At 57.2% G+C, this 19,890-nt stretch carries 26 protein-coding genes; 11 read left to right on the top strand and 15 right to left on the bottom strand.

What is annotated here, in order from left to right; translation table 11 throughout:
• The first annotated feature begins 46 nt into the window (after window positions 1-46).
• The gene (locus tag AB4Z23_RS13295) at window positions 47-1,036 is read left to right on the top strand and encodes a copper chaperone PCu(A)C (RefSeq protein ID WP_421476346.1); all 990 of its coding nucleotides are present in this window, start codon (window positions 47-49) and stop codon (window positions 1,034-1,036) included.
• 62 nt (window positions 1,037-1,098) lie between these two features.
• Here AB4Z23_RS13295 and AB4Z23_RS13290 read toward each other — a convergent pair whose 3' ends face one another.
• Together AB4Z23_RS13290 and AB4Z23_RS13285 are read right to left on the bottom strand one after the other, a co-directional pair.
• Window positions 1,099-1,527 (bottom strand): plastocyanin/azurin family copper-binding protein, encoded by a 429-nt coding sequence (locus tag AB4Z23_RS13290; protein ID WP_003512955.1) that lies wholly within the window; start codon window positions 1,525-1,527, stop codon window positions 1,099-1,101.
• Window positions 1,528-1,646: 119 nt separating this feature from the next.
• A complete protein-coding gene (locus AB4Z23_RS13285; RefSeq protein ID WP_112752804.1) occupies window positions 1,647-1,937 on the bottom strand; it encodes a hypothetical protein in 291 nt (96 codons plus the stop codon).
• Between the two features lie 202 nt (window positions 1,938-2,139).
• Here AB4Z23_RS13285 and crcB point away from each other — a divergent pair, with 202 nt between their 5' ends.
• The 5 genes from crcB (at window position 2,140) to AB4Z23_RS13260 (ending at window position 5,622) form a co-directional block, all read left to right on the top strand.
• Window positions 2,140-2,517 (top strand): fluoride efflux transporter CrcB, encoded by a 378-nt coding sequence (crcB, locus tag AB4Z23_RS13280; RefSeq protein WP_013636055.1) that lies wholly within the window; start codon window positions 2,140-2,142, stop codon window positions 2,515-2,517.
• Window positions 2,518-2,583: 66 nt separating this feature from the next.
• The gene (locus AB4Z23_RS13275) at window positions 2,584-3,573 is read left to right on the top strand and encodes an RluA family pseudouridine synthase (RefSeq protein WP_003512960.1); all 990 of its coding nucleotides are present in this window, start codon (window positions 2,584-2,586) and stop codon (window positions 3,571-3,573) included.
• Window positions 3,574-3,579: 6 nt separating this feature from the next.
• Window positions 3,580-4,248, top strand: coding sequence for an HAD family hydrolase (locus tag AB4Z23_RS13270; protein ID WP_003512962.1), 669 nt, complete (start codon window positions 3,580-3,582; stop codon window positions 4,246-4,248).
• 30 nt (window positions 4,249-4,278) lie between these two features.
• Complete coding sequence (locus AB4Z23_RS13265; RefSeq protein WP_421476344.1) at window positions 4,279-5,073, top strand: ATP12 family chaperone protein; 795 nt, start codon at window positions 4,279-4,281, stop codon at window positions 5,071-5,073.
• A gap of 60 nt (window positions 5,074-5,133) precedes the next feature.
• On the top strand, window positions 5,134-5,622 hold the full coding sequence (locus AB4Z23_RS13260) for a hypothetical protein (protein ID WP_421476342.1): 489 nt from the start codon (window positions 5,134-5,136) through the stop codon (window positions 5,620-5,622).
• Between the two features lie 24 nt (window positions 5,623-5,646).
• Here AB4Z23_RS13260 and AB4Z23_RS13255 read toward each other — a convergent pair whose 3' ends face one another.
• Complete coding sequence (locus tag AB4Z23_RS13255) at window positions 5,647-6,240, bottom strand: TetR/AcrR family transcriptional regulator (protein WP_441360302.1); 594 nt, start codon at window positions 6,238-6,240, stop codon at window positions 5,647-5,649.
• A 165-nt stretch (window positions 6,241-6,405) separates the two neighbouring features.
• Between AB4Z23_RS13255 and AB4Z23_RS13250 the strand changes: the two genes are divergently transcribed.
• On the top strand, window positions 6,406-6,804 hold the full coding sequence (locus tag AB4Z23_RS13250) for a RidA family protein (RefSeq protein ID WP_065657930.1): 399 nt from the start codon (window positions 6,406-6,408) through the stop codon (window positions 6,802-6,804).
• 108 nt (window positions 6,805-6,912) lie between these two features.
• On the opposite strand, the gene fghA is transcribed toward AB4Z23_RS13250, so the two are convergent.
• Genes fghA through AB4Z23_RS13235 form a run of 3 tightly spaced genes read right to left on the bottom strand, consistent with a single transcriptional unit; the run spans window position 6,913 to window position 8,920 of the window.
• On the bottom strand, window positions 6,913-7,746 hold the full coding sequence (fghA, locus tag AB4Z23_RS13245; protein WP_421476338.1) for an S-formylglutathione hydrolase: 834 nt from the start codon (window positions 7,744-7,746) through the stop codon (window positions 6,913-6,915).
• 33 nt (window positions 7,747-7,779) lie between these two features.
• Window positions 7,780-8,439, bottom strand: coding sequence for a DUF1345 domain-containing protein (locus AB4Z23_RS13240; RefSeq protein ID WP_013636061.1), 660 nt, complete (start codon window positions 8,437-8,439; stop codon window positions 7,780-7,782).
• A 25-nt stretch (window positions 8,440-8,464) separates the two neighbouring features.
• Window positions 8,465-8,920 carry a YaiI/YqxD family protein gene (locus AB4Z23_RS13235; RefSeq protein WP_003512976.1) on the bottom strand — a complete coding sequence of 152 codons (456 nt, stop codon included), beginning with the start codon at window positions 8,918-8,920 and terminating at the stop codon, window positions 8,465-8,467.
• A 166-nt stretch (window positions 8,921-9,086) separates the two neighbouring features.
• Here AB4Z23_RS13235 and AB4Z23_RS13230 point away from each other — a divergent pair, with 166 nt between their 5' ends.
• Entirely contained in the window at window positions 9,087-9,539 is a 453-nt protein-coding gene (locus AB4Z23_RS13230) for a DUF5680 domain-containing protein (protein WP_421476336.1), read from the top strand.
• A gap of 63 nt (window positions 9,540-9,602) precedes the next feature.
• Here the strand turns inward: AB4Z23_RS13230 and AB4Z23_RS13225 are convergent, their stop codons facing one another.
• Entirely contained in the window at window positions 9,603-10,259 is a 657-nt protein-coding gene (locus tag AB4Z23_RS13225; protein ID WP_003512980.1) for a peroxiredoxin, read from the bottom strand.
• A 268-nt stretch (window positions 10,260-10,527) separates the two neighbouring features.
• Here AB4Z23_RS13225 and AB4Z23_RS13220 point away from each other — a divergent pair, with 268 nt between their 5' ends.
• Window positions 10,528-11,178: a glutathione S-transferase family protein gene (locus AB4Z23_RS13220; protein ID WP_421476332.1), complete on the top strand. Its 651-nt coding sequence runs from the start codon at window positions 10,528-10,530 to the stop codon at window positions 11,176-11,178.
• Between the two features lie 297 nt (window positions 11,179-11,475).
• Entirely contained in the window at window positions 11,476-12,126 is a 651-nt protein-coding gene (locus AB4Z23_RS13215; protein WP_013636066.1) for a pyridoxamine 5'-phosphate oxidase family protein, read from the top strand.
• Here the strand turns inward: AB4Z23_RS13215 and AB4Z23_RS13210 are convergent, their stop codons facing one another.
• The 7 genes from AB4Z23_RS13210 to AB4Z23_RS13180 form a co-directional block, all read right to left on the bottom strand.
• Window positions 12,127-12,768, bottom strand: coding sequence for a cytochrome b (locus AB4Z23_RS13210; protein WP_441360279.1), 642 nt, complete (start codon window positions 12,766-12,768; stop codon window positions 12,127-12,129).
• A 3-nt stretch (window positions 12,769-12,771) separates the two neighbouring features.
• Window positions 12,772-13,551, bottom strand: a complete 780-nt coding sequence (locus tag AB4Z23_RS13205) for an anti-sigma factor family protein (RefSeq protein ID WP_421476328.1) — start codon at window positions 13,549-13,551, stop codon at window positions 12,772-12,774.
• The gene (locus AB4Z23_RS13200) at window positions 13,548-14,054 is read right to left on the bottom strand and encodes a sigma-70 family RNA polymerase sigma factor (RefSeq protein ID WP_003512998.1); all 507 of its coding nucleotides are present in this window, start codon (window positions 14,052-14,054) and stop codon (window positions 13,548-13,550) included. Before AB4Z23_RS13200 ends, AB4Z23_RS13205 begins: the two co-directional genes overlap by 4 nt.
• A gap of 5 nt (window positions 14,055-14,059) precedes the next feature.
• Window positions 14,060-14,449 (bottom strand): COG4315 family predicted lipoprotein, encoded by a 390-nt coding sequence (locus tag AB4Z23_RS13195; RefSeq protein ID WP_421414937.1) that lies wholly within the window; start codon window positions 14,447-14,449, stop codon window positions 14,060-14,062.
• Window positions 14,450-14,560: 111 nt separating this feature from the next.
• Complete coding sequence (locus AB4Z23_RS13190; protein ID WP_421414939.1) at window positions 14,561-15,127, bottom strand: YceI family protein; 567 nt, start codon at window positions 15,125-15,127, stop codon at window positions 14,561-14,563.
• Between the two features lie 489 nt (window positions 15,128-15,616).
• Window positions 15,617-15,904: a hypothetical protein gene (locus AB4Z23_RS13185; protein ID WP_111796279.1), complete on the bottom strand. Its 288-nt coding sequence runs from the start codon at window positions 15,902-15,904 to the stop codon at window positions 15,617-15,619.
• Between the two features lie 63 nt (window positions 15,905-15,967).
• A complete protein-coding gene (locus tag AB4Z23_RS13180) occupies window positions 15,968-17,395 on the bottom strand; it encodes an ISNCY family transposase (protein ID WP_141193723.1) in 1,428 nt (475 codons plus the stop codon).
• A 427-nt stretch (window positions 17,396-17,822) separates the two neighbouring features.
• Between AB4Z23_RS13180 and AB4Z23_RS13175 the strand changes: the two genes are divergently transcribed.
• On the top strand, window positions 17,823-18,239 hold the full coding sequence (locus tag AB4Z23_RS13175) for a hypothetical protein (RefSeq protein ID WP_065657925.1): 417 nt from the start codon (window positions 17,823-17,825) through the stop codon (window positions 18,237-18,239).
• A 38-nt stretch (window positions 18,240-18,277) separates the two neighbouring features.
• On the opposite strand, the gene AB4Z23_RS13170 is transcribed toward AB4Z23_RS13175, so the two are convergent.
• On the bottom strand, window positions 18,278-19,651 hold the full coding sequence (locus AB4Z23_RS13170; protein WP_112949054.1) for an ISNCY family transposase: 1,374 nt from the start codon (window positions 19,649-19,651) through the stop codon (window positions 18,278-18,280).
• Window positions 19,652-19,890 lie beyond the last annotated feature (239 nt).

Here is a 19,890-nt window from a genome sequence, read left to right as displayed (position 1 = left end):
GAGCAGCTGCCCGGGCCAATGGCGCCGCAGTCGCAAGGACAAACAAATGAAAACCACCAAGATCATCACCTGCACCCTGTTCGTCGCCTCCGTCTCGACGGCGCAGGCCTTCGCCCATACGACCTTCGTTGACGGTTCGGCCGAACAGGAAAGCACCATCGTTGCCGCACTTCAGGTGCCGCATGGCTGCGATGGCGGACTTGCCACCACGGAAGTGCAGATCAAGCTGCCGGAAGGCTTCATCACTGCCAAGCCGCAGCCCAAGGCCGGTTGGGACCTTGAGGTCATCAAGGGCGACTATCAGAAAGCCTACAAGAACCACGGAAAGGACATCAAAAGCGGCGCGGTCGAAATCCGCTGGAAGGGCGGCAATCTGCCGGATGAATTCTATGACACCTTTGCCGTTCAGGGAAAAATCTCCGGCATAGAGGCCGGGCAGGACCTTCCCTTCAAGGTGACGCAGCTTTGCGGCGACAAAGGCAAGGTTTCCTGGGACGAGGTGGCGGCCGCAGGCGTCGATCCGCATTCGTTGAAAAGCCCGGCGCCGACCATCCGCGTTACCGCAAAAGCCCATGCCGGCGGGCATGATCATTCCGCTATGGCCATGGATATGGATATGGACGTGGTGAAGGCTCGCAGTCTCGAGCTTTCGGCTGGCGCGACAAAGGCCATGCTGCCCGGTCAGCCCGTGGGCGGCGGTTATGTGACGATCAAGAATACCGGTTCCAGCGACGACAAGCTGATCGGCGTCGAATCCTCCGCCGCCGGCCGTGCGGAAATTCACGAAATGGCCATGGTCAACGACGTCATGAAGATGCGCAAGCTGGATGACGGCATCGTCATTCCCGCCGGTGAGACAGTGGAACTGAAGCCCGGCGGCCTGCACATGATGTTCTTCAACGTGAAGAAGCCGTTCGCCGAAGGCGACAAGGTACCGGTGACGCTGATCTTTGAAAAGGCTGGCAAGGTCGAGATTGTGCTTTCCGCAGGCTCGGCCAAGGGTGGTGACGACAAGAACGCTCACCAGCACAACTGACGCAAAAAAGAGGCTGCCGGAACGCAATACTCATCCGGTAGCCTCAGCTTGTTCGACCAATATTATTTTGTAACAGTCAGCTTGGCCTGCATACCCGCTTCGTAGTGACCTTTTATGTTGCATAAGAGGAGATATGTGCCGGGCGTAAGCTTTGCCTTGAGCTGACCATCGCCGCCGGGCTTCAGGTCGGCCACTTCGCCAAGACTTTTAAGCTGTTTTTCATCGACACGGTGTTTCGCGGTATTGAGCGGTATTTTTTCGTCTGCAGACTTCAGCTTGACGAGCACCATTTCGTGCTGCTCGCTCATCGCATCGTTATGCACATGAAACACGGCTTCACCGGCTTTGACCGTCGTCTGGTCCATAACGAGTGTCATTGGTCCGCCACCTTCACCGCCTTCGGTGACCTTGATGGTCGTGGCCGCGAAAGCCGGCGCCGAAACAAGGAGCGCGATCGTGGTGGCTGTGACGTGACGGGCAATAGAAATCATGATCTTCCTCCGGTTGGTACCGAAGGACTAAAATTTGAATCTGACAACAACCTGAACGCGCGAAATGCGCACCAAAAAACTTACAAATCGATTTAATAAGTATGGATATCAAATTGATATTATAAGTTTTTATTGGATTGATTTTCCTCATAGGCCTGCACGGCCTGATCGAGTGTTGTCTGGGGGGCTTGCCGCTGGCTGGCGTTTGTCAGGAAATAGAGGGTCAAGGCCGGCGGCTTGATGGCGGTGAGCAAGGCTCTCAACTGGAAATCGTCTCCCTGTTCGGCCTTGCGCGCCAATTCGTGAATGGCTTCCTCAACCTCGCTTCTGCGCGATACACGCTGCGACGGCTTCACGGCCTCCAGTGCGTAGGCCGCAGTGTTTGCAGAAACGGAAAGAACCTGTGTCATCCAACCTCCGGCCATCCTTCGCCGACCCGTAAAACCGCAGATTAGCAGCTGCGTCTTGTTGGAAGCCTAAATCGCGGACGTGCAATTTAATCGAGTTTTAATCGAAAAAAGGTCGGGACAAGGGGGTTTCACCACCCGTGGCTATGTTCTAGAAAACGTCTTCAACAGACCCGTCGGGTATTTCTCCGGAGACATTCCCCAAATGCTGAATATCGCTCTTGTCGCAGCAGGCGGCGCAATCGGTTCGGTTTTCCGCTATCTCGTGGGTCTGTTGAGTGTGCGCCTTGTCGGCATGACTTTCCCTTGGGGAACGCTGGCGGTGAATGTGGTCGGATCCTTTCTCATCGGTTTCCTGGTTGAGCTTGTTGCAAGGCGGCTGAACGCGTCCATGGAGATGCGTCTGTTTCTGGTCACCGGCGTTCTCGGTGGCTTCACCACCTTTTCGTCCTTCTCGCTGGATGCGGTAGCGCTTTTCGAACGCGGCGCGCTCGGCCTTTCAGCGGTTTACATCACGGCAAGCCTGGTGGTTTCCATCGCGGCGGTTTTCGCCGGGCTGGCCTTGGGCCGCAGTTTGTTCTAAAGGCTTGCTCCAAACGGTGCGCCGGATAACAGGGCGCGCGATCAAGACAGAGAGACTGGAAATTTCATGGCAGGTATCGAGCATATCAAGGTCGAGGCCGACGAGGCCGGTATGCGCCTCGATCGCTGGTTCAAGATTCACTATCCGGGTCTGGGGTTCGGGCAGCTGCAAAAGCTTCTGCGCTCCGGACAGGTGCGTGTGGACGGCGGCCGGGTGAAGACGGACGCACGGGTGCAGCCGGGACAGATGGTGCGTGTGCCGCCTGTTGATTCCGACCTCAAGGTCAAAAGCGGACCGATCGGATCAAGGGACCTCAAACATTCGGCAGACGGTGAACTTCTGGCCCGCATGCTGCTGCATGAGGACGACAAGGTTCTGGTGTTCAATAAGCCGGCCGGCATTGCCGTGCAGGGCGGCTCGGGCGTCAACCGTCACATCGACGGGCTTCTGGAAGCATGGACCAGTCCGAAGGGCGAAAAGCCGCGTCTGGTGCACCGTCTGGACCGTGACACGTCGGGCGTGCTGGTAGTGGCCCGCACCCGAGGTGCTGCACAGAAGCTGACGGCCGCTTTCCGCGAGCGCGATACCAAGAAGACCTATTGGGCGCTGGTTCGCGGCGTACCGCGCAAGCATCAGGACAAGATTTCCACCTGGCTGGTCAAGGAGCAGACCCCCGACGGCGACCGCATGCGCATTGCCAAGCACGGCGAAGAGGGGGCAGATCACGCCATTTCCTATTACCGTGTCATCGATACCGCCGCGCAGAACCTCGCCTGGCTGGAAATGGAGCCCTATACCGGCCGTACCCACCAGCTGCGCGTTCACGCACTGCATATGGGGCACCCGATCATCGGCGATCCGAAATATTACATCGATGATCCGAACTGGGATTTTCCGGGCGGTGTACAAAAGCGTCTGCACCTGCATGCACGCCATATCGACATTCCGCACCCGAATGGCGGCCGGCTTCGCGTCAGCGCGCCTTTGCCACCGCATATGGTACAGACTTGGAACCTGCTCGGCCTCGACGTGGCCGATGGCGACAGGGAAGGCTGATATCAGATGAAACTCGTTCTTTTCGATTGTGACGGCACGCTGGTCGACAGCGCCGGCCTTATCCATGCCGTCATGGTGGATACCTTCGCCGATTTCGGAAAGCCACGGCCTGATATTGCACAGACCAAGGCAATTATCGGCCTGACGCTCGACATCGCCATCGCCCGCATGCTCGGTAAGGCGCATGTGGATGACGAGGCGCGCGCGATGACTGAGCGCTATCGGGAAATCTATCACCCGATCCGCGCCCGACCTGGCATGATCGAGCCGCTGTTCGACGGTATCGCGCCCTTGATCGACACGCTCGCCAGGCGGGATGAGGTGCTGATCGGCGCGGTCACCGGCAAGGGCCGTCGCGGGTTGACCCATATTCTCGAAACGCATGGTTTTGCCGAGCATTTCATCGTGTCGCGCACGGCGGATGATTGCCCTTCCAAGCCGCATCCGGCCATGGTGATGGAATGTTGCCATGAAACCGGCATGGTTCCGGCCGACACTGTCGTCATCGGCGATGCTATCTATGACATGCAGATGGCAAAGGCCGCCGGCGCAAAGGCCATCGGCGTTGCCTGGGGCTACGCCTCGGTCGATGATCTCTGGAAGGCAGGCGCAGACGCCGTCGTCAGCCATCCGAGCGAAATTCCGGCCCATGTTCCCGCCGATATTCTTGAATGATCCTTTCTATTCGACTGATGAGGACGTGCCATGCGTGATCTCCTGAACGACCTTTCGGAAGGCCTCAGCCACCCCGATCCGATCCTTCGCGCCCAAATCCAGATGCAGCGGCCCCTGCCGAAACGTTTCTATAAGGACGTTACCGTTGCTGACGGGGAAGACGGCGGCTTCACCATCCATCTCGATGGCAAACCTTTGCGCACGCCCGCCAAGAAGCCGCTTGTCTTGCCATCGAAGGCGCTTGCGGATCTGCTTCGCGATGAATGGGATGCGCAGAAAGAAGTGGTGAACCCGGTCGTCATGCCGGTCTCGCGGCATGTGAACACCGCCATCGACGGTATCGCCAGCGACACCCAGGCGGTTTTCGAGGACATACTGCGCTTTTCCTCTTCCGATCTCCTGTGCTACCGCGCAGGTCAACCGGAAGCGCTTGTGGCGCGGCAGGCGGACCATTGGGATCCGGTGATCGACTGGGCGGCCAATGTTCTCGGCGCACGCTTCATTCTCGTCGAAGGCGTCATGCATCGCGATCAGCCTCGGGAAGCGGTTGTAGCCTTTGCCGTGACGCTCAAAAAATACGATACGCCGATCGCGCTTGCCGCCCTGCACACCATGACGTCGCTGACCGGCTCCGCCATTCTGGCGCTGGCACTGGCGGAAGGGCAGCTGACGCTGGAGGAAACCTGGGCGCTGGCCCATCTTGACGAGGACTGGACCGCCGAACATTGGGGCGAGGACGAGGAGGCGCTGGAGCGCCGCGCCACCAGGCTCGTCGACATGCGTGCAGCACTCAACGTTCTGGAGGCGTTGAAGATCGCGCCTTAACGCTTTTCTAACCCTGATGACCGAATATGCGGTTACCTCACGTTAGGGGAGCCGCAGATCATGAACACTCGATTGAAACGCCTTGGCATTGTTGTGCTGGCGTGTTTCACGCTCATGTCTTTCAGGCTGGAACCGGAGGCGACCAATGCCGACCGGCTGCTTTATGATGTGCGCGGCGCCTTTGTAGCGGCACGGCCGGATGTAGCGCCAGCATTGATGCAATCCATTCATGCGCAACTACAGAATGCCATCAAAACGACGGCACGCGGCGAAATCAGACCGCGCGTTGTGCTGACCATTCGCCTCGCATCCGTCACCCGCGGCCCCTTCCTGTTTGGAGAACGGGCATCGGCCCGTGTCATCGTTCGTGCGGCCGCCGTGGCGACGGGCGAGGTTATCGCCGAGGCCAAATTCACAGCCACCGTCGTCAGCTTCGACAATCAGTCGATCGAGCAGGATCTCGCTTACGGCGTCGCGGAGCGCGTGATCCGCGAGTTCCGGCTGAGCCGACCCGGACCGGCAACGCTTGCGACGGCGTTGTTTCCGTGAACAAGTTTGGTTTCCAGATAGAGATTAAACTGGTTTCACAAGAAGGCCGGTGGCCATGGACTGGAAAGCCTCGACAGCCTTCGGCAGCACCTTCAAGGGATCGTCACTGGCGGCGATCCATAGCGCAGCATTAAGTGCAGCGCCGCTTAGAAGCCGAGCAGCAGCTTCCGCATCGACTGACTTGATGACCCCTTGTTTGATGAGGCTCTGAACCGTTCGCTTGGTCGCATGCAGACAACTGCTCTGGCTAGGCCACTGCGACGGATCACCCAATACCGCAGGCCCGTCGAGCAGAACGATGCGTTGTACTTCCGGATCAAGCGCCATTTCGATATAGGCGGCGCCCTCGGCGAGCAAACCTTGCCAATCGTCCTCGGCCAATGCCCCGATCTCTTGAGCGCGAGACGCCATTTCATAATCGATCTGATCGACCACCGCCGCCAGCAGCCCACGCTTATCTCCGAAATTGTGATAAAGCGCCCCACGCGTCAGACCAACCTCAGCAGTCAACTCGTCCATTGATGCGGAAGAGTATCCCTTTTCGGCGAAAATCTTTCGTGCAGCCGCGATCAGTTTTACGCGATTTTCCTCCATCGTTTCCGCGCGTCGTTTCGCCATTCTCTCCTCAATTTTACATACGTGACGTATATGGGTTGACATACGGCATGTATGCCACCAAATTCAAATACGCACCGTATATCAAATAAGGCGTTGTGTGAAGCGCTCGAAGCGTAACGTTCCGCCCAGAGAGTGCACTTGATTACAAAGAAGAGAGATTTAAAAATGGCGAAGCGCGAAGCAATCTTTCCTGCAAACAGACATGCTCTTTACGAGGAGCACGGCTATTCGGCGGCTATCCGATCCGGGGACCTTCTGTTCGTTTCCGGGCAGGTGGGCAGCCGTTCCGATGGAACGCCAGAACCCGATTTTGAACGTCAGGTACAATTGGCTTTCGAAAATCTCAAAGCCACGCTGCATGCAGCGGGTTGTACATTTGACGATATTGTCGACGTGACGACATTCCATACGGACCCCGAAAAACAGTTCGGAACCATCATGGCCGTCAAGCAGCAGATTTTCAGCACGAAGCCTTACCCGAACTGGACTGCAATAGGCGTGAACTGGCTCGCGGGCTTCGATTTCGAGATTAAGGTCATCGCCCGCATTCCTTTGGATGCATAAATTTCCGAAAGCCATGGCGAAGACGGCGTACTGAAAACGCCGTCACGTCGCTGTTCAAGATGTCGGACGAATCCAAACCGCGCAGGTTAAGCTCCCCCTTTCGCAGCCTTAGCCAAGTCGCTCGGCATGCCATTTCAGATGGTCATCCATGAAGCTGGAGATGAAATAATAGGAGTGGTCGTAACGCTCGTGCATGCGCAGCGTCAGGCCGATATCGGTTCCTTTGATCGCCTCTTCGAACAGCCAGGGACGCAGGCCTTTATCGAGGAAACTGTCGGCCTTGCCCTGGTCGATCAGGAATTCCGGAAAACGGGCGCCGTCTTCGACCAGCGAGCAGGCGTCGTATTGCCGCCATGCGGCACGATCCGTTCCGAGATATTTTTCCAGCGCCGGTTCGGACCAGTCGGCAGAGGAGGGGGCGACGATTGGGGCGAAGGCGGAGCAGCTCTTGAAGCGGTCTGGGTTCTTAAGCGCAATCGTCATGGCACCATGGCCGCCCATCGAATGGCCGAAAATGCCCTGACGGCTCATATCCGCGCGGAAATGCTGGCCAATGAAGGCTGGCAGCTCTTCCGTCACGTAGCTGTACATATGGTAGTGCTCCGACCAAGGCTCCTGCGTGGCGTCGAGATAAAAGCCCGCGCCCTTGCCCATTTGCCAGTTGGTCACTTCATCAGGCACATCGTTGCCACGCGGGCTGGTATCCGGGCAAACGATGATCAGCCCGAGTTCGGATGCCATGCGGCGATATTCGCCTTTTTCCATGACATTGGCGTGGGTGCAAGTGAGGCCGGAAAGATACCACAGAACCGGGCACGGCTCGCTGATCGCCTTCGGCGGCACATAGACTGCAAATGTCATCTCGCATTTCAGGGTTTCGGATGGGTGCGAAAATACGCCCTGCATGCCGCCAAAGGTCGTATTTTGCGAGATGATATTCATGAAGCCATTCCTTTATGAAGAGTTTTTTCCGGTTCAGCCCGCAAGCGCGACCGCAGCATTGACCGCCGCTGCTACCAGAACCGTGTTGAAGAAGAAGGAGACGATGGAGTGCAAGAGCGTGACCTTGCGCATCGGTGTCGTGGTTACAGCAACATCCGAGGTCTGCGCCGTCATGCCGATGACAACAGCGAAATAGAGGAAGTCGTAACCGCAGGGTTCCTTCGTTGCCGGAAAATCCATGCCGCCGCGATGCTTGCGCTTGCCATCAACGGTTTCCGGACGCCAGTAAAGATGGGCGTAGTGCAAGGCGGTCATGGTGTGGATTGTCAGCCACCCGAAAATCACGGAGCCGAAGGCGAGCAGCAGCGTCCAGACGGTTTCGCCGGAATGGTTGAGTGCCTGGAAAAGTGAAACGACGGCGACGGTGGCAGCGATCAGCGTAATGGCGATGATGGCCATTGCCGGCAGGTCATCACTATCGGCATGCGCTTTCAGGTGCTGGGCCGTTAATTTCGGAAGCCGAAAGGCCACCAGCCCGAGATAGGTCAGGAAAAACAGAATGGCTGCAATTTCGATGGCGAGCGGCCGTGCGAATGCCAGCGCCAAGCCAAGGCCGAAGGCGCCAACAAAAAGAGCGACGAAGAAAGGCTTATGGCGGCTATAGGTGTTGCTCTGCGGATTGGCCGGGGTCATGGGCTGCGCCTTCCTGTTTACGCGGTCATTTTTTGACACGGCGGCAGAAACGGTCAAGCGTCTCCAGAAAAGCAGACCGGTCGCGCGGCGAGAAAGCCGCGTTATATCCTTTGCTCTCACCGGTTTCGCGCAGGTGTGCGCCAAGGTCGCGCATCGCAGTTGCCATGCCGATGTTGGTTTGGTCGAAAACGCGGCCGGTCGGTCCCGTCACCAGCGCGCCCCTGGCAACGCAACGCCCGGCAAGCGGCACATCGGCGGTAATGACGATATCGTTCTCGCCCGCACGCTCCGCAATCCAGTCATCCGCCGCATCGAAACCGGCCGATACGATCACGTTTTTCACCATCGGATCGCGCGACGGGCGCAAACCGGAATTGGCAACGAAAGTCACCTCCAGCCCATGCCGTTCCGCCACCTTGAGAATCTCGGGTTTCACGGGGCAAGCGTCGGCATCGACATAGATTTGCGGGGTCTGCGACATGGGCACTCTTCGAGGATCATTTATGCATCGCTTTTAAGGGCAAACGCTGCGATTACCAAGCCCGCCATCTGTGAAAATATGGCGACAGGCAGGGTAAGGAATACGCTTGCGACCTTCACGCAACTCCAGTATGTTCACTTTATGTTCCTAATATGAGGTATTCCCGATGGTGGAAGAATTCATCGTGCAGGCCAAGTCCGCCACTTATGTGGGCGGCGGCAACAAATCCTCGACGCCCACCCGAATCGGCTCACACGACCTCGGCTTTCGAAGTGGCGACTGGAACTACATCGATAGCTATTTCGGCGGAACCGACTTCATCGGTCAGGAGGTCGTCTGGCATCAGGGAATTCCACTTTGGGCCATGAATTATTACGGCCGCATCATCCGCCCTGAGCTAATCGACGGCACGGTGGCGGGCAGGGTGATCCAGCGATCGCTTTCCACGCTATACAGGGAAGGGCGCTTCCTCGGCGGCTTCACCCAAGAGGTCGAAGACATGATCTATGTCGATACCAATGAGGGCGAATTTCGGACTTTTACTGGCGTGGAGCGCATATATCGGGACAGCGTTGAGGTGTACCGGCTCGACTACCACGGCGGCGTGATAAAGCCGTAGCCGCGCCGCGAGTAAGATCAAACAGGGACGATGGAGATCCATCGCCCCTTTATCGATTTCAAATCAGCCGGGCTGCTTCGTCTTGCGCAGGTATGGAAGAACAGTGTCATAGGAGCCGAAACGGGCAATCGCATCCTCGTTGGAGACGGCGGCGGTGATAATGACGTCTTCGCCCTGTTTCCAGTTTGCCGGTGTCGCCACCTGATGTTTAGAAGTCAGCTGGATGGAATCGATCGCGCGAAGAATTTCGTCGAAGTTGCGCCCGGTGGTCATCGGGTAGGTGAGGACCAGCTTGATCTTCTTGTCGGGACCGACAACGAAGACGGAGCGCACGGTGGCGTTGTCGGCCGGCGTGCGGCCTTCGGAACTGTCGCCAGCGCCCGCCGGCAGCATGTCATAGAGCTTCGCGACTTTCAGGTCCTTGTCGCCGATCAGCGGATAATCGACATTAAAGCCGGTCGCGGTGCGGATGTCGTTTTTCCATTTCTCATGGCTTTCGACCGGATCGACCGAAATGCCGATGATCTTGACGCCGCGCTTTTCGAATTCCGGCTGCAGGCCGCCCATCGCGCCGAGTTCCGTGGTGCAGACCGGCGTGAAATTCTTCGGATGCGAAAACAGGACCGCCCAGCCGTCGCCGATCCATTCGTGAAAGCTCACCGGACCGTGTGTGGTCTCGGCGGTGAAATCGGGTGCGATGTCGTTTATACGTAGGCTCATCTGATGGTTTCTCCCTAATGATTTAAATTGAAATCCTGAAGGTTTTGGCAATTCGCGTCCGGCGCAGGAGCTTAGAGTTTTTGCGTGAAATGGCCAGCCCTTTCCACGGCAAACGGCACGCTAATGACCTGTCATTGAAACGTACAAGGATTGTTTTCGTTCTTGCAAACGCCTATTCTGACGCGCTGCCTTTTCCGGCCGGTGCAAAAAGCTGATGCTCGACCACAATGAGCCAATAGTCTCCAAACAGACGCGATGGGGAACAGCAATGACGATCACGATTACCGCTTTTGAACGCTCGCCCGATGGCGGCAAGGGTCTGGCCCGCGACATGCGCGTCCGCTGGGCGCTGGAGGAAGCGGGGCTGTCCTACGATGTTCGCCTTCTCTCCTTCAAGGCGATGAGGGAACCTGCGCATCTGGCACTTCAGCCATTCGGACAAATCCCGACCTATGAGGAGGGCGACCTCGTACTGTTCGAATCCGGCGCGATCATTTTCCACATCGCGGAGCGCAATGCCGGCCTGTTGCCGCGGGATGTGAATGCGCGGGCACGGGCGATAACCTGGATGTTCGCCGCGCTCAACACAGTGGAGCCGCCAATCGTTGACCGCTCGATTGCCCGGTTTCTGGAGGGCGACAAGAGCTGGTACGAAGAGCGCTTAGCGATAATCGATAAAAATATCAGCAAGCGGCTCGGCGAACTCTCCCGCTGCCTCGGTGACGACGACTGGCTCGACGGTGCGTTCAGCGCTGGAGATCTGTTGATGATATCGGTGCTGCAAAGGATAAAAAGCTCAGGCATCCTCGACGAATATCCAAACCTTTCAGCCTATGTGGCTCGCGGTGAGGCGCGTCCGGCTTATCAACGCGCCTTTGCCGACCAGCTTGCCGTCTTCAAGGCCGCCTTGACCGGTTGAACGTCGGTGAATAGCGAGGGCCTTAGGTAAGAACCAACTACACTGTCTGTACAGGATTGCCCGCCCTCAAAGGCTCCCGCAGCCGCTTCGGTGATTGTTGTGCCTCTATCGCAGCCGGTTCTACTGCTTGATTGAAATGGAAATCTGCGATAGTGCTAATATTGAGGTACGTACCTCAGATTTAGAAGCAGCTCAAATGCGGACAGAGAAGAACAATCGATATGTCAGCAATATCCAGGCGTTTTCGTCTGGTGAAGCTGATGGGAACAACGGGGCAACGTCACAAGGGTGAGGATGATGACGGCGTTTGAACTTGATCCGGAATTTGCAATAACAGATGAGCCATCGCTTCGAGGATTGTTCGAGGCGACCCACGCGTTGGCGATATTGAAGTGTCAGGACACCATTGGCGAGCATGCGCGGGAATTTATCAGACGCTCTCCGTTCCTGTGCATAGGAACGCAGAATTTGGCGGGAAGTGCTGACGTAAGCCCTCGCGGCGACCCTGCGGGGTTCGTCAAGATTCTTGATGAACGCACACTCGCGATACCGGATCGGCCGGGTAACAATCGTCTGGATACGTTGACCAATATCATTGCCAATCCAAGCGTCGGGCTGTTGTTTGTCATACCGGGATTTGACGACACGTTGCGTGTGAACGGGCAGGCAAAGCTCGCAACCGACCCGGAACTTCTGAGAAGCATGAGCATCAATGATCGTGCGCCCAAACTCGCGATTGTCGTCAGGGTGAGTGAGGTTTTCATGCATTGCGCCAAGGCGTTTCGGCGGTCTCATTTGTGGAGCCCGGATCATTTTCAGGATCGCTCCGAGATGCCGTCGCTCATCAAAATCATCCTTGACGAAACGACGGGGGCGCCCAGCAACAAGGATGAGATGCGGAAATTGGATGACGATCTGGAAAAGGACTACCAGAGAACACTTTATTAGCTATTTTCGAGGGGAGGCGGTGCGGCTCCTGTTATCGTCAGCAGCCCTGAAAGGGATCATGCGCCGAAGCGTTGGATCTTTGCAGACGAAATGGTGCCACAGCGCTGCTGCCACATGAAGAACGACGATAACTGCGGCAAGATAGGCCAGAGTGGCGTGAACCTTAGTCCAGAAGGCCTCGGCTTGGTCGGAGATCGCCATGGGTAGTCCCGGCACGACGACAAGATCGAAGACGTAACTGGGGATCTGCAGAGGAGACGTCGACGCGACGGCCCAACCGGCAAGGGGAACGGCAAGAGTAAGGAACAGCAGTGCAGCGTGAGCCGCCCTTGCGGCCAACCTCGAAGCCATCCCTTCACCATCCAGAGCCCGCGGTTTCCTGCTGAAAACCGACCAGATGAAGCGGGGGGCGGCGAGGGCCAGAACCAGAAACCCAATCGACTTGTGATACTGAAAAAGATTGAACTGAAGCACCGGATCGATGTCGCGGCTCATGAGATATCCCAGCGCAAGCTGCGCGAGGAATAGGAGCGCGATTGTCCAATGGAAAACGATCGCCACCAAACTAAAGGAGGCGGGCGTGTTTCGCCATCTCCTTACGCCGCTTGTCGCTCTATCGGAATGACCCTTGAGATATTGCATCTGCTAACTCAGCTGTTGATAGGTGTCTTTGGCAATAGCGTCCATGCGGTCGGACGGCAGGCTGCCGACCAGAGCACAGCGGATTGTTTCGTCATCCCAGGACACTGTTTCCAGCGCGTCGACATTGAAGCGCCGCATGGCGGTATCGCTCGTTTCAGCCGCGGCCACGATGTAAAGAGTGACACGCTGCCCACTTTTGTCTTCGTACATCAGCTGAGCTGCGGCGCCTTCGGAACTGGGCAGCACCCGGCCGCCGACAAGCGACAAGCCATGGCGGGTGAGGTCCGGCACGTTCAGTTTACGGTCGAGCCGTTTTGACAGCCATTTCGGCAGGCTCGAACCGTTCTCGGCATCAGCCCGAACTTCGACCGGGTGCAGAACCTCGCTTGCAAACAACTTGTGCGCCTGCGTCGCATCCGCCACGATGGAATGGGCAGGTGCCTCGACCTCCGACACAAGTCCGCGCCCGAACCAGCCACCTGTCAGTCCAACTGCCAGAACGAGAACGGAAGCCGCTGCCAGATTGCGCCAATTTGCACGCTCCGATCGCAAGCGCCGCTCCATCCGATAAACATCGAGGCGCTCGGGTAAAACATCGACATCAGCAGGGCGATAGAGAGCCGTAAGTGTCGCATTCTGCCGCTGCCATATCTCGACCTTGCGCGCATCGGCCGGATTGGAGGCGAGGTGGGAGCGAACGGCATCACGTCGCTGGTCTTCGAGCTGCCCGTCGACATAGGACATCAGATCGGCTTCGGTTATCTGCGGCTCGTTGCCAGTCATTTTATCACCTTGAGATTTGGCTGGTCTTCCTGGGTCATGCGGGCCAAGGCTGTTCGGGCGCGCCCCAGACGGGACATCAAAGTGCCCAACGGAATTTCCAGGACCTTTGCCGCTTCCGCATAACTCAGACCTTCGACGACGACGAGGAGGAGGGCCTCACGGTGCTCGCCTGACAGTTTTTCGATGGCACGGGCCATTTCGGCAAGCGCGATCCGGCCCGTCTGCGGCGCCGGCACAAACATCTGTTCGGCAACATCATCAATCGGGATTTGCGAGGGCCGGCGGTTTCTGCCTCGCAGATTGTTGCGGTAAACGTTGACCAGCACACGGTACAACCATGGACGTAACGGCCCCTGCGGCCGCCACAGCGCCTTTTTGCGGATGGCTCTTTCCAGGCAGTCCTGAACGAGATCGTCAGCCGTGTCACGGTCGTGCGTGAGCGCATTCGCGTAACGTCGAAGCGCCGGTATGCAACTTGTGATCTCGTCAAGAAAATCAGGCATCGGTGCTATTCCTTGGCAACGTGCCAGACGCCACCAACACCATCACCTGTGACATCGCCGGGCTTCTTGTCCATCTGCCAATGATATAGCGGCTTTCCATCATGCGACCACTGCATCGTGCCATCCCTGCGGGCGAGTGGTCTGTAGTCGCCATCCGCCTTGTCGGTTTTGGCAGCCGCAAGCGGCGGCCATTTCTTCGTGCAGCCGTCATAGCAGGCTGACGAGCCATCGCCATCATTGTCGAACGTATAAAGCGTCATGCCCTTGGCGTCAGTCAGGATCGTGCCCTTTGCCGTCGCCGTTTCAACCACCGCGCCACCGGCGTATGGTTCGGCAAGCGCGGCAGTGGAGGCGAGCGCGAGAGCGCCTGCCAGAATGAAATGATGTTCACGCATGAGATCGTCCTTTGAGAGGTAACGGTGCGGACACCATGTCCGATACAAGACAGAACACCGGCCAGCGGCAATTAATCCCGTCCCGCCGATTTTTTTGACGTTCCTTCGTTTTTATCTGACGCCCTTCAAATCTATGTCGAAGGCAACCGTGTTCGAATAGAGCGGCACGCCAACGCCCATGCCATAGGGCAGGCGGGGGATATTTCCGGTGACATGGAAGGTGACGGAACCCTTTTGCTGCTCAACGAATGTTGCGTGAAACGTCTCGGCTCTGGAGACGCCTCGGGCCGTGAGCACACCTTCAACCACCGCGCTGCGCGGCCCGTCCTGCGTAACGCGGTTGGAGCGAAACACGATCTGCGGATAGGCGGCGATGTTGAAAACCGCGCTGGACCGCAGGAAATTTTCCACCCGTTCCTGGCCTGTCTTCACGCTGGAAGGGTTCAAGCTGATTTCCACATAGGACTTGGACGGTTGGTCCGGATCGATATCGAAGCGGCCGGATATATCGGGAATAGTGCCGTTGATGCCCGGACCGGCAACCTGTGCAATCGAAAATCCGATGTGCGAGGCGGGATCGATACGGTAACGTCCGGCGGCGGACGAAAATGGGCTTGCAGATATAGGCGTGCAGGCCAATGTGGCAATAACGAGTGTGATGGAGTAGAGGTGCTTCACGGCGCAGGCTCCTTCATGAGTACGTGGTCGTACCCGTGAGAACACCGCTGGCCACTATTTAATCCCTATCAGTTCCGACAGATCATCAAAATCTTTGCCGCATCAGCCAATGCATGGGCATTTCGTCAGCAATGTCTTTCATGGGTTCAAAGCCCACTCAAGGCTAGGTGCTTTCTCTAAATCCTTTGCTCGTTATTGTGCTCAAGCGAGGTACAGAGTGTCTAGGCGGCGCTGATGAAGGTGAGGCGCTCAAGACCATAGAAAGCTTCATCTGGCTGCTACATACGATGTCAAAGCTGGTTAGAGGCGCGACTTCGCCAGCTGTTTAGAAACGCGATACAGGCACCGACGGTCAGCCCCCGATCCGACCGGCTGGGCCGGGTTGCAAGGGAGGAGCGGGGGCGGGTGAGGGAATGCCTATTCGGCTTTAGCTTCCTCAGCAGGGTGCATAATCTGCCTTGGCAATCAACAGGCATTCCGGGTATGAGATCAAACCCTAAGTGCAGGATAATCCCACGATGACTGCAAACGGCGACGGGCCTCTTTTACAAAGTCAAGGTAGTCCGCCCTGAAGGGTGCAACCAGCTGCTTTTCGAGACCGGCAAGCAGTCCGTGCAGCACAGCGCATTCGGCAGGGCTCTCGAAACAGGACGCGCTTGGCGTGGGAGCGCTGCTCTCTTTGCACCAACGAGAAAGAAGCTCAAAAAGAACCAGAGCTTCGTCTGGAGCAAGGTGGATTTGTGTATGATCGGAAGAAGTTTGTTGTTCGTCTTTCATAACGCGAAACTCGCATGCGCCGCTGACGTCTGCAATAGACCGCTGGCATTCAACGTTGCCAGTTCATTCCGCCGCTTCCATCCGCGCCAGCGCCTTCTGCCTTTTGGCAATCACCTCCTGGTCGTTCATGAAGTCCGTCCGCCGGCCGGGCTTGCGGCCGCGCTTCTGATAACCGTTGCTCTGGCTGCCATCGCGAATGCCGAACATATGATCCGTCTGGCCGGTGCGGCGAGGGCCGCTCTTGCTGCGCTGCTGTTCCCGCCCGGCCTGCATCTCGGCCACGATCAACATCATGTCGTCCAGCCGCTTGTTCTCGACCACTGCGGATCGGTGCACTGATCGCAACTTATCAAAGGTTCTGTAGGGTAGGGTGAAGCTCTCGTGCATGATATCGAGGCGACCGTCCGGATAGTCGCAGACGACGACCTTCTTTCCCGCCAGCGCATTGGCCTGTTCTGTTGGATCGAGGATAAATAACACCTTGTCGTAGCGCAACGTCAGTGCCTGCGACAGCGTGCGCACTTCCTTGCGGCACATGGCGCCGTCAAGGTTCTCATGGTCGGCCAGAGGACGATGCATGTCTTTCGGATTGCGTGGCGGCTTGCCAAAACGCGCGTTGAAATCCGCCATGAACTCCGGCGCATAGGCATTGGCAGCCTCAATCGTATCGATGCCGCGAAGCCGCATCTCCTTGACCAGCCGATCCTGCAGCGTCTGGTTGGCACGTTCCACCCGACCCTTGGCCTGCGGGGTGTTGGCGCAGATGATATCGATGTTGAGCTCATAGAGCGCCCGGCCGAACTGCGTCAGACCGCTTGCCCTGTCCTTCTTCGACGGATGCGTCGATCGAAAGACACCATGTTTGTCGCTGTAGAAAGCCAGCGGCTTGCCCCATTGCTGCAGATAAGCCTTCGTCGCACGCAGATAGTCGAACGTGTTCTCCGATCCGGCAAAGCGAAGATGCAAGAGCTTGCCTGTGGCGTCATCGATGTAGACGAGCAGGGCGCATTTGGGGCCGCGGTTCTCTAACCACCAGTGATGCGAGCCATCGATCTGCACCAGTTCGCCAAAGCAATCGCGCCGGCCGCGTGGTTGGAAAACCCGCTTCTTGCGTTCGCGACGCGAGACCCAGATGCCAGCCTCGGTCATCCATTGCCGCAGCGTCTCCTTGGCGACAGAGATCCGGTGCAACTCGATCAGCTTCTCCCGCGCCAGCGTCGGGCCGAAATCCAGATAGCGTTCGCGGATCAGATCCAGCGCCGCATTGCGAAACTCCTCGCTGTGGCGCCGATTGCTTGGCCGCGCTCGCTTCTTCGAAACCAGACCGGCCGCACCAGAGTGGTCATAGGCCTGCAGCAGCCTGTGCACCTGACTTCGGCTGAGGCCAAGCAGTTCAGCGGCCTGGACAACGCACAGGCGCTGATCACGGATCTTCTGAATAACTTCGAGGCGATGCAATTCTTTCTGCGACATGGTGATCAAACAGGACATGACGACTCCGACCGCACATGGTCTCGACCAGGTTGAAGGTCGTCATCCTTGCTCCCAACGTTGGCATTGACCAGAACATCGAGAGGCGAGACTGTCGCATCTCTAACTGGCCCAACTGTCGCATTACTAAATAGCCGCTACATACGATGTGGCGGCAAGGTTGAAATGTCGCGAATCGTGCAAAGTTAAAATGTCATCTGTCGCTCTGCCAGCCAGTTAGAAATGCGACACTGGCTCAAACAATCAGCCCCCGACCGGACCGGCTGGGCCGGGTTGCAAGGGTAGGGAGGGGGCGGGTGATGGAACACACCCTTCGGCTTTAGCTTTCTCACTCCAAAGCACTTTTCGTCGCGTCATGGTCAGCCGTTGACAGCGCCATAAGCTACAATCAGATTCACCTTGGCTTCGCCAGATGAGAGGGAAGGGCATGATAGATGGGCTTGAGAACTGGAGAGAGATCGACCATCGCGAACGCGCGCTCCTAATGCATCTGCTGCGAGGTGACTTTCAAGGGAAAGCGGAAATCCTGGAGCAGATGAGCTCCGTGGAAGTGATGCGCATCAGCCCTACCGGGAGCCTAAAGCTTCGCAGTCAAGGGCCGTTGGCGATCGTGAAGGACAACGACGCCCCTTCGCCTAGACCAAACGACCATATACCCATCGAGAGCTTTTACGACGATGAAGCTCCAAACCAGAAAAGTATCGTTCGCATCGCCAGACTTGTGCGATTGGCGCTGCACGTAACCAACGGCAGAATCTCCGAGCTTGAAGTTTACAAGGAAGATGGAAGCCCAATCCAGACAGATCCATATGAAGTCGATCTGTCGAAAGTCCATTTTTACTGAAAAGCCAGTTGTTTACACGGCAGAAGTGGGTGCGGCCTTCACCCAGCCGCATCCATTTGAGCAAGAGCCTTTTGCCGTCTCGCAATGACGTCCGGATCATTCATGAAATCCGTGCGCGGACCGGGTTTGCGGCCTCTCGGCTTGTAGCCGATCTTCTCACTGTTGGTCTTTGGCGCAGCTGCGTGGTCTCGATCTTGCTGCTCTTTGATGTAGGCCAGTACTTCGCCGAGACGCTTGTTCTCGACCACAGCCGCATGGGTCACGCGCTGGTCCTTGTCGAAGATCTTGTAAGGCAACGAGTGACCTTTCCATCGAATATCCAGTCGACCATCAACGTAAGCGAATGTCTCGACATACTTTCCAACCAGGCCGCGCGTGACGTCGTTCTCCTCAAGCATGATGCGTTTGCGCTCATAGGAGAATGAAAGCTGTGCGCCGACGTGTCTTTGCTCGCGTTTGCAAAGCACGTCATTCAGCCTGCTTGGCGCCAGATTGACAGGCCGATGGAGGTTGTCGGGGCGGGTAGGGGTCACCGCAAAGCGGTCATTGTATCGCTCGGTGAAGGCTGGCAGAAACGCATTGCCGGTCTCCATGTCACTGATATTGGCAAGCCTCAATTCCTTGACCAGCCGATCCTGCAATGTCCTGTTCATACGCTCGACGCGTCCCTTGGCCTGGCTGGAATTGGCGCAAAGGATCTCGATGTGCAGCTCCGATAGCGCGCGACCAAACTGCGTCATGCCTTGCCCACCCTTGGCGTCTTTCCGGGCGACACGAAAAACGGAATGTTTGTCGGAGTAAAAGGCGATAGGTGCGCCATGCTCTTCAAGGTAAAGCGAAAGCGCCTCGAAATAGGTAAAAGCGCTCTCCGATCGAACAAACCGCAGCTGCATCAGCTTTCCGGTCGCATCGTCGACGAAGACCAGCAGAGAGCACGCAGGGCCACGGTCCTCAAACCAGCGGTGCTCGGAGCCGTCGATCTGCACCAGTTCACCATAAGCCTCGCGCCGCAACCGCGGCTGATGAAACGCCCGCCGCTGTTTTCTCGAAAGCCATATGCCAGCATCCTGCATCCACTTACGCAGCGTCTCACGCGAGACTGTGACGCCGTGCTCTTCCTTAAGCTTCTCGGCCGCCAGCGTTGGCCCGAAATCAAGGTAGCGTTCGCGCACCAGAATCAAAACGTAATCGCGGACGCCGGTGGCGATTTTATTGTTCGACGGGCGACCAATTGCCTTGTGTCTGATCGAGGCAGCGCCGGTAGCCTCAATACGACCAATCAGTCTCTGAACATGCCGGGCGCTGATTGCCAGCACATGCGCCGCTGCGACGATGGTCATGCGGCCATCAACGACTTTCGACAAAACCTCGATCCGCTGCAAATCGCGCTCGCTCATCGTGATCAATCCCATCCGCAATCTCCCCGGTATCATTCAGATCCGGGGAGTGTGACATTCCAACTTTGCAGAAACAGGACACTTTAACTTTGCGGCTACATACGATGTGGCGGAGGAGTTGGAATGTCCGCCGATTTGCAAAGTAGAAATGTCCGGTTTCCGTGTCCTGGCCATTTAGACATGCGACACTTGCTCCTCCGATCAGCCCCCGGCCGACCCGGCTCTCCGGTTGCAAGGAGAGGGCGGGGGCGGGT

Source organism: Agrobacterium sp. MCAB5 (assembly GCF_052114365.1).
GTDB lineage: Bacteria > Pseudomonadota > Alphaproteobacteria > Rhizobiales > Rhizobiaceae > Agrobacterium > Agrobacterium tumefaciens.
The sequence above is the reverse complement of the archived record's forward strand: the minus strand, read 5'-3'. Positions and strand labels throughout refer to the sequence as shown.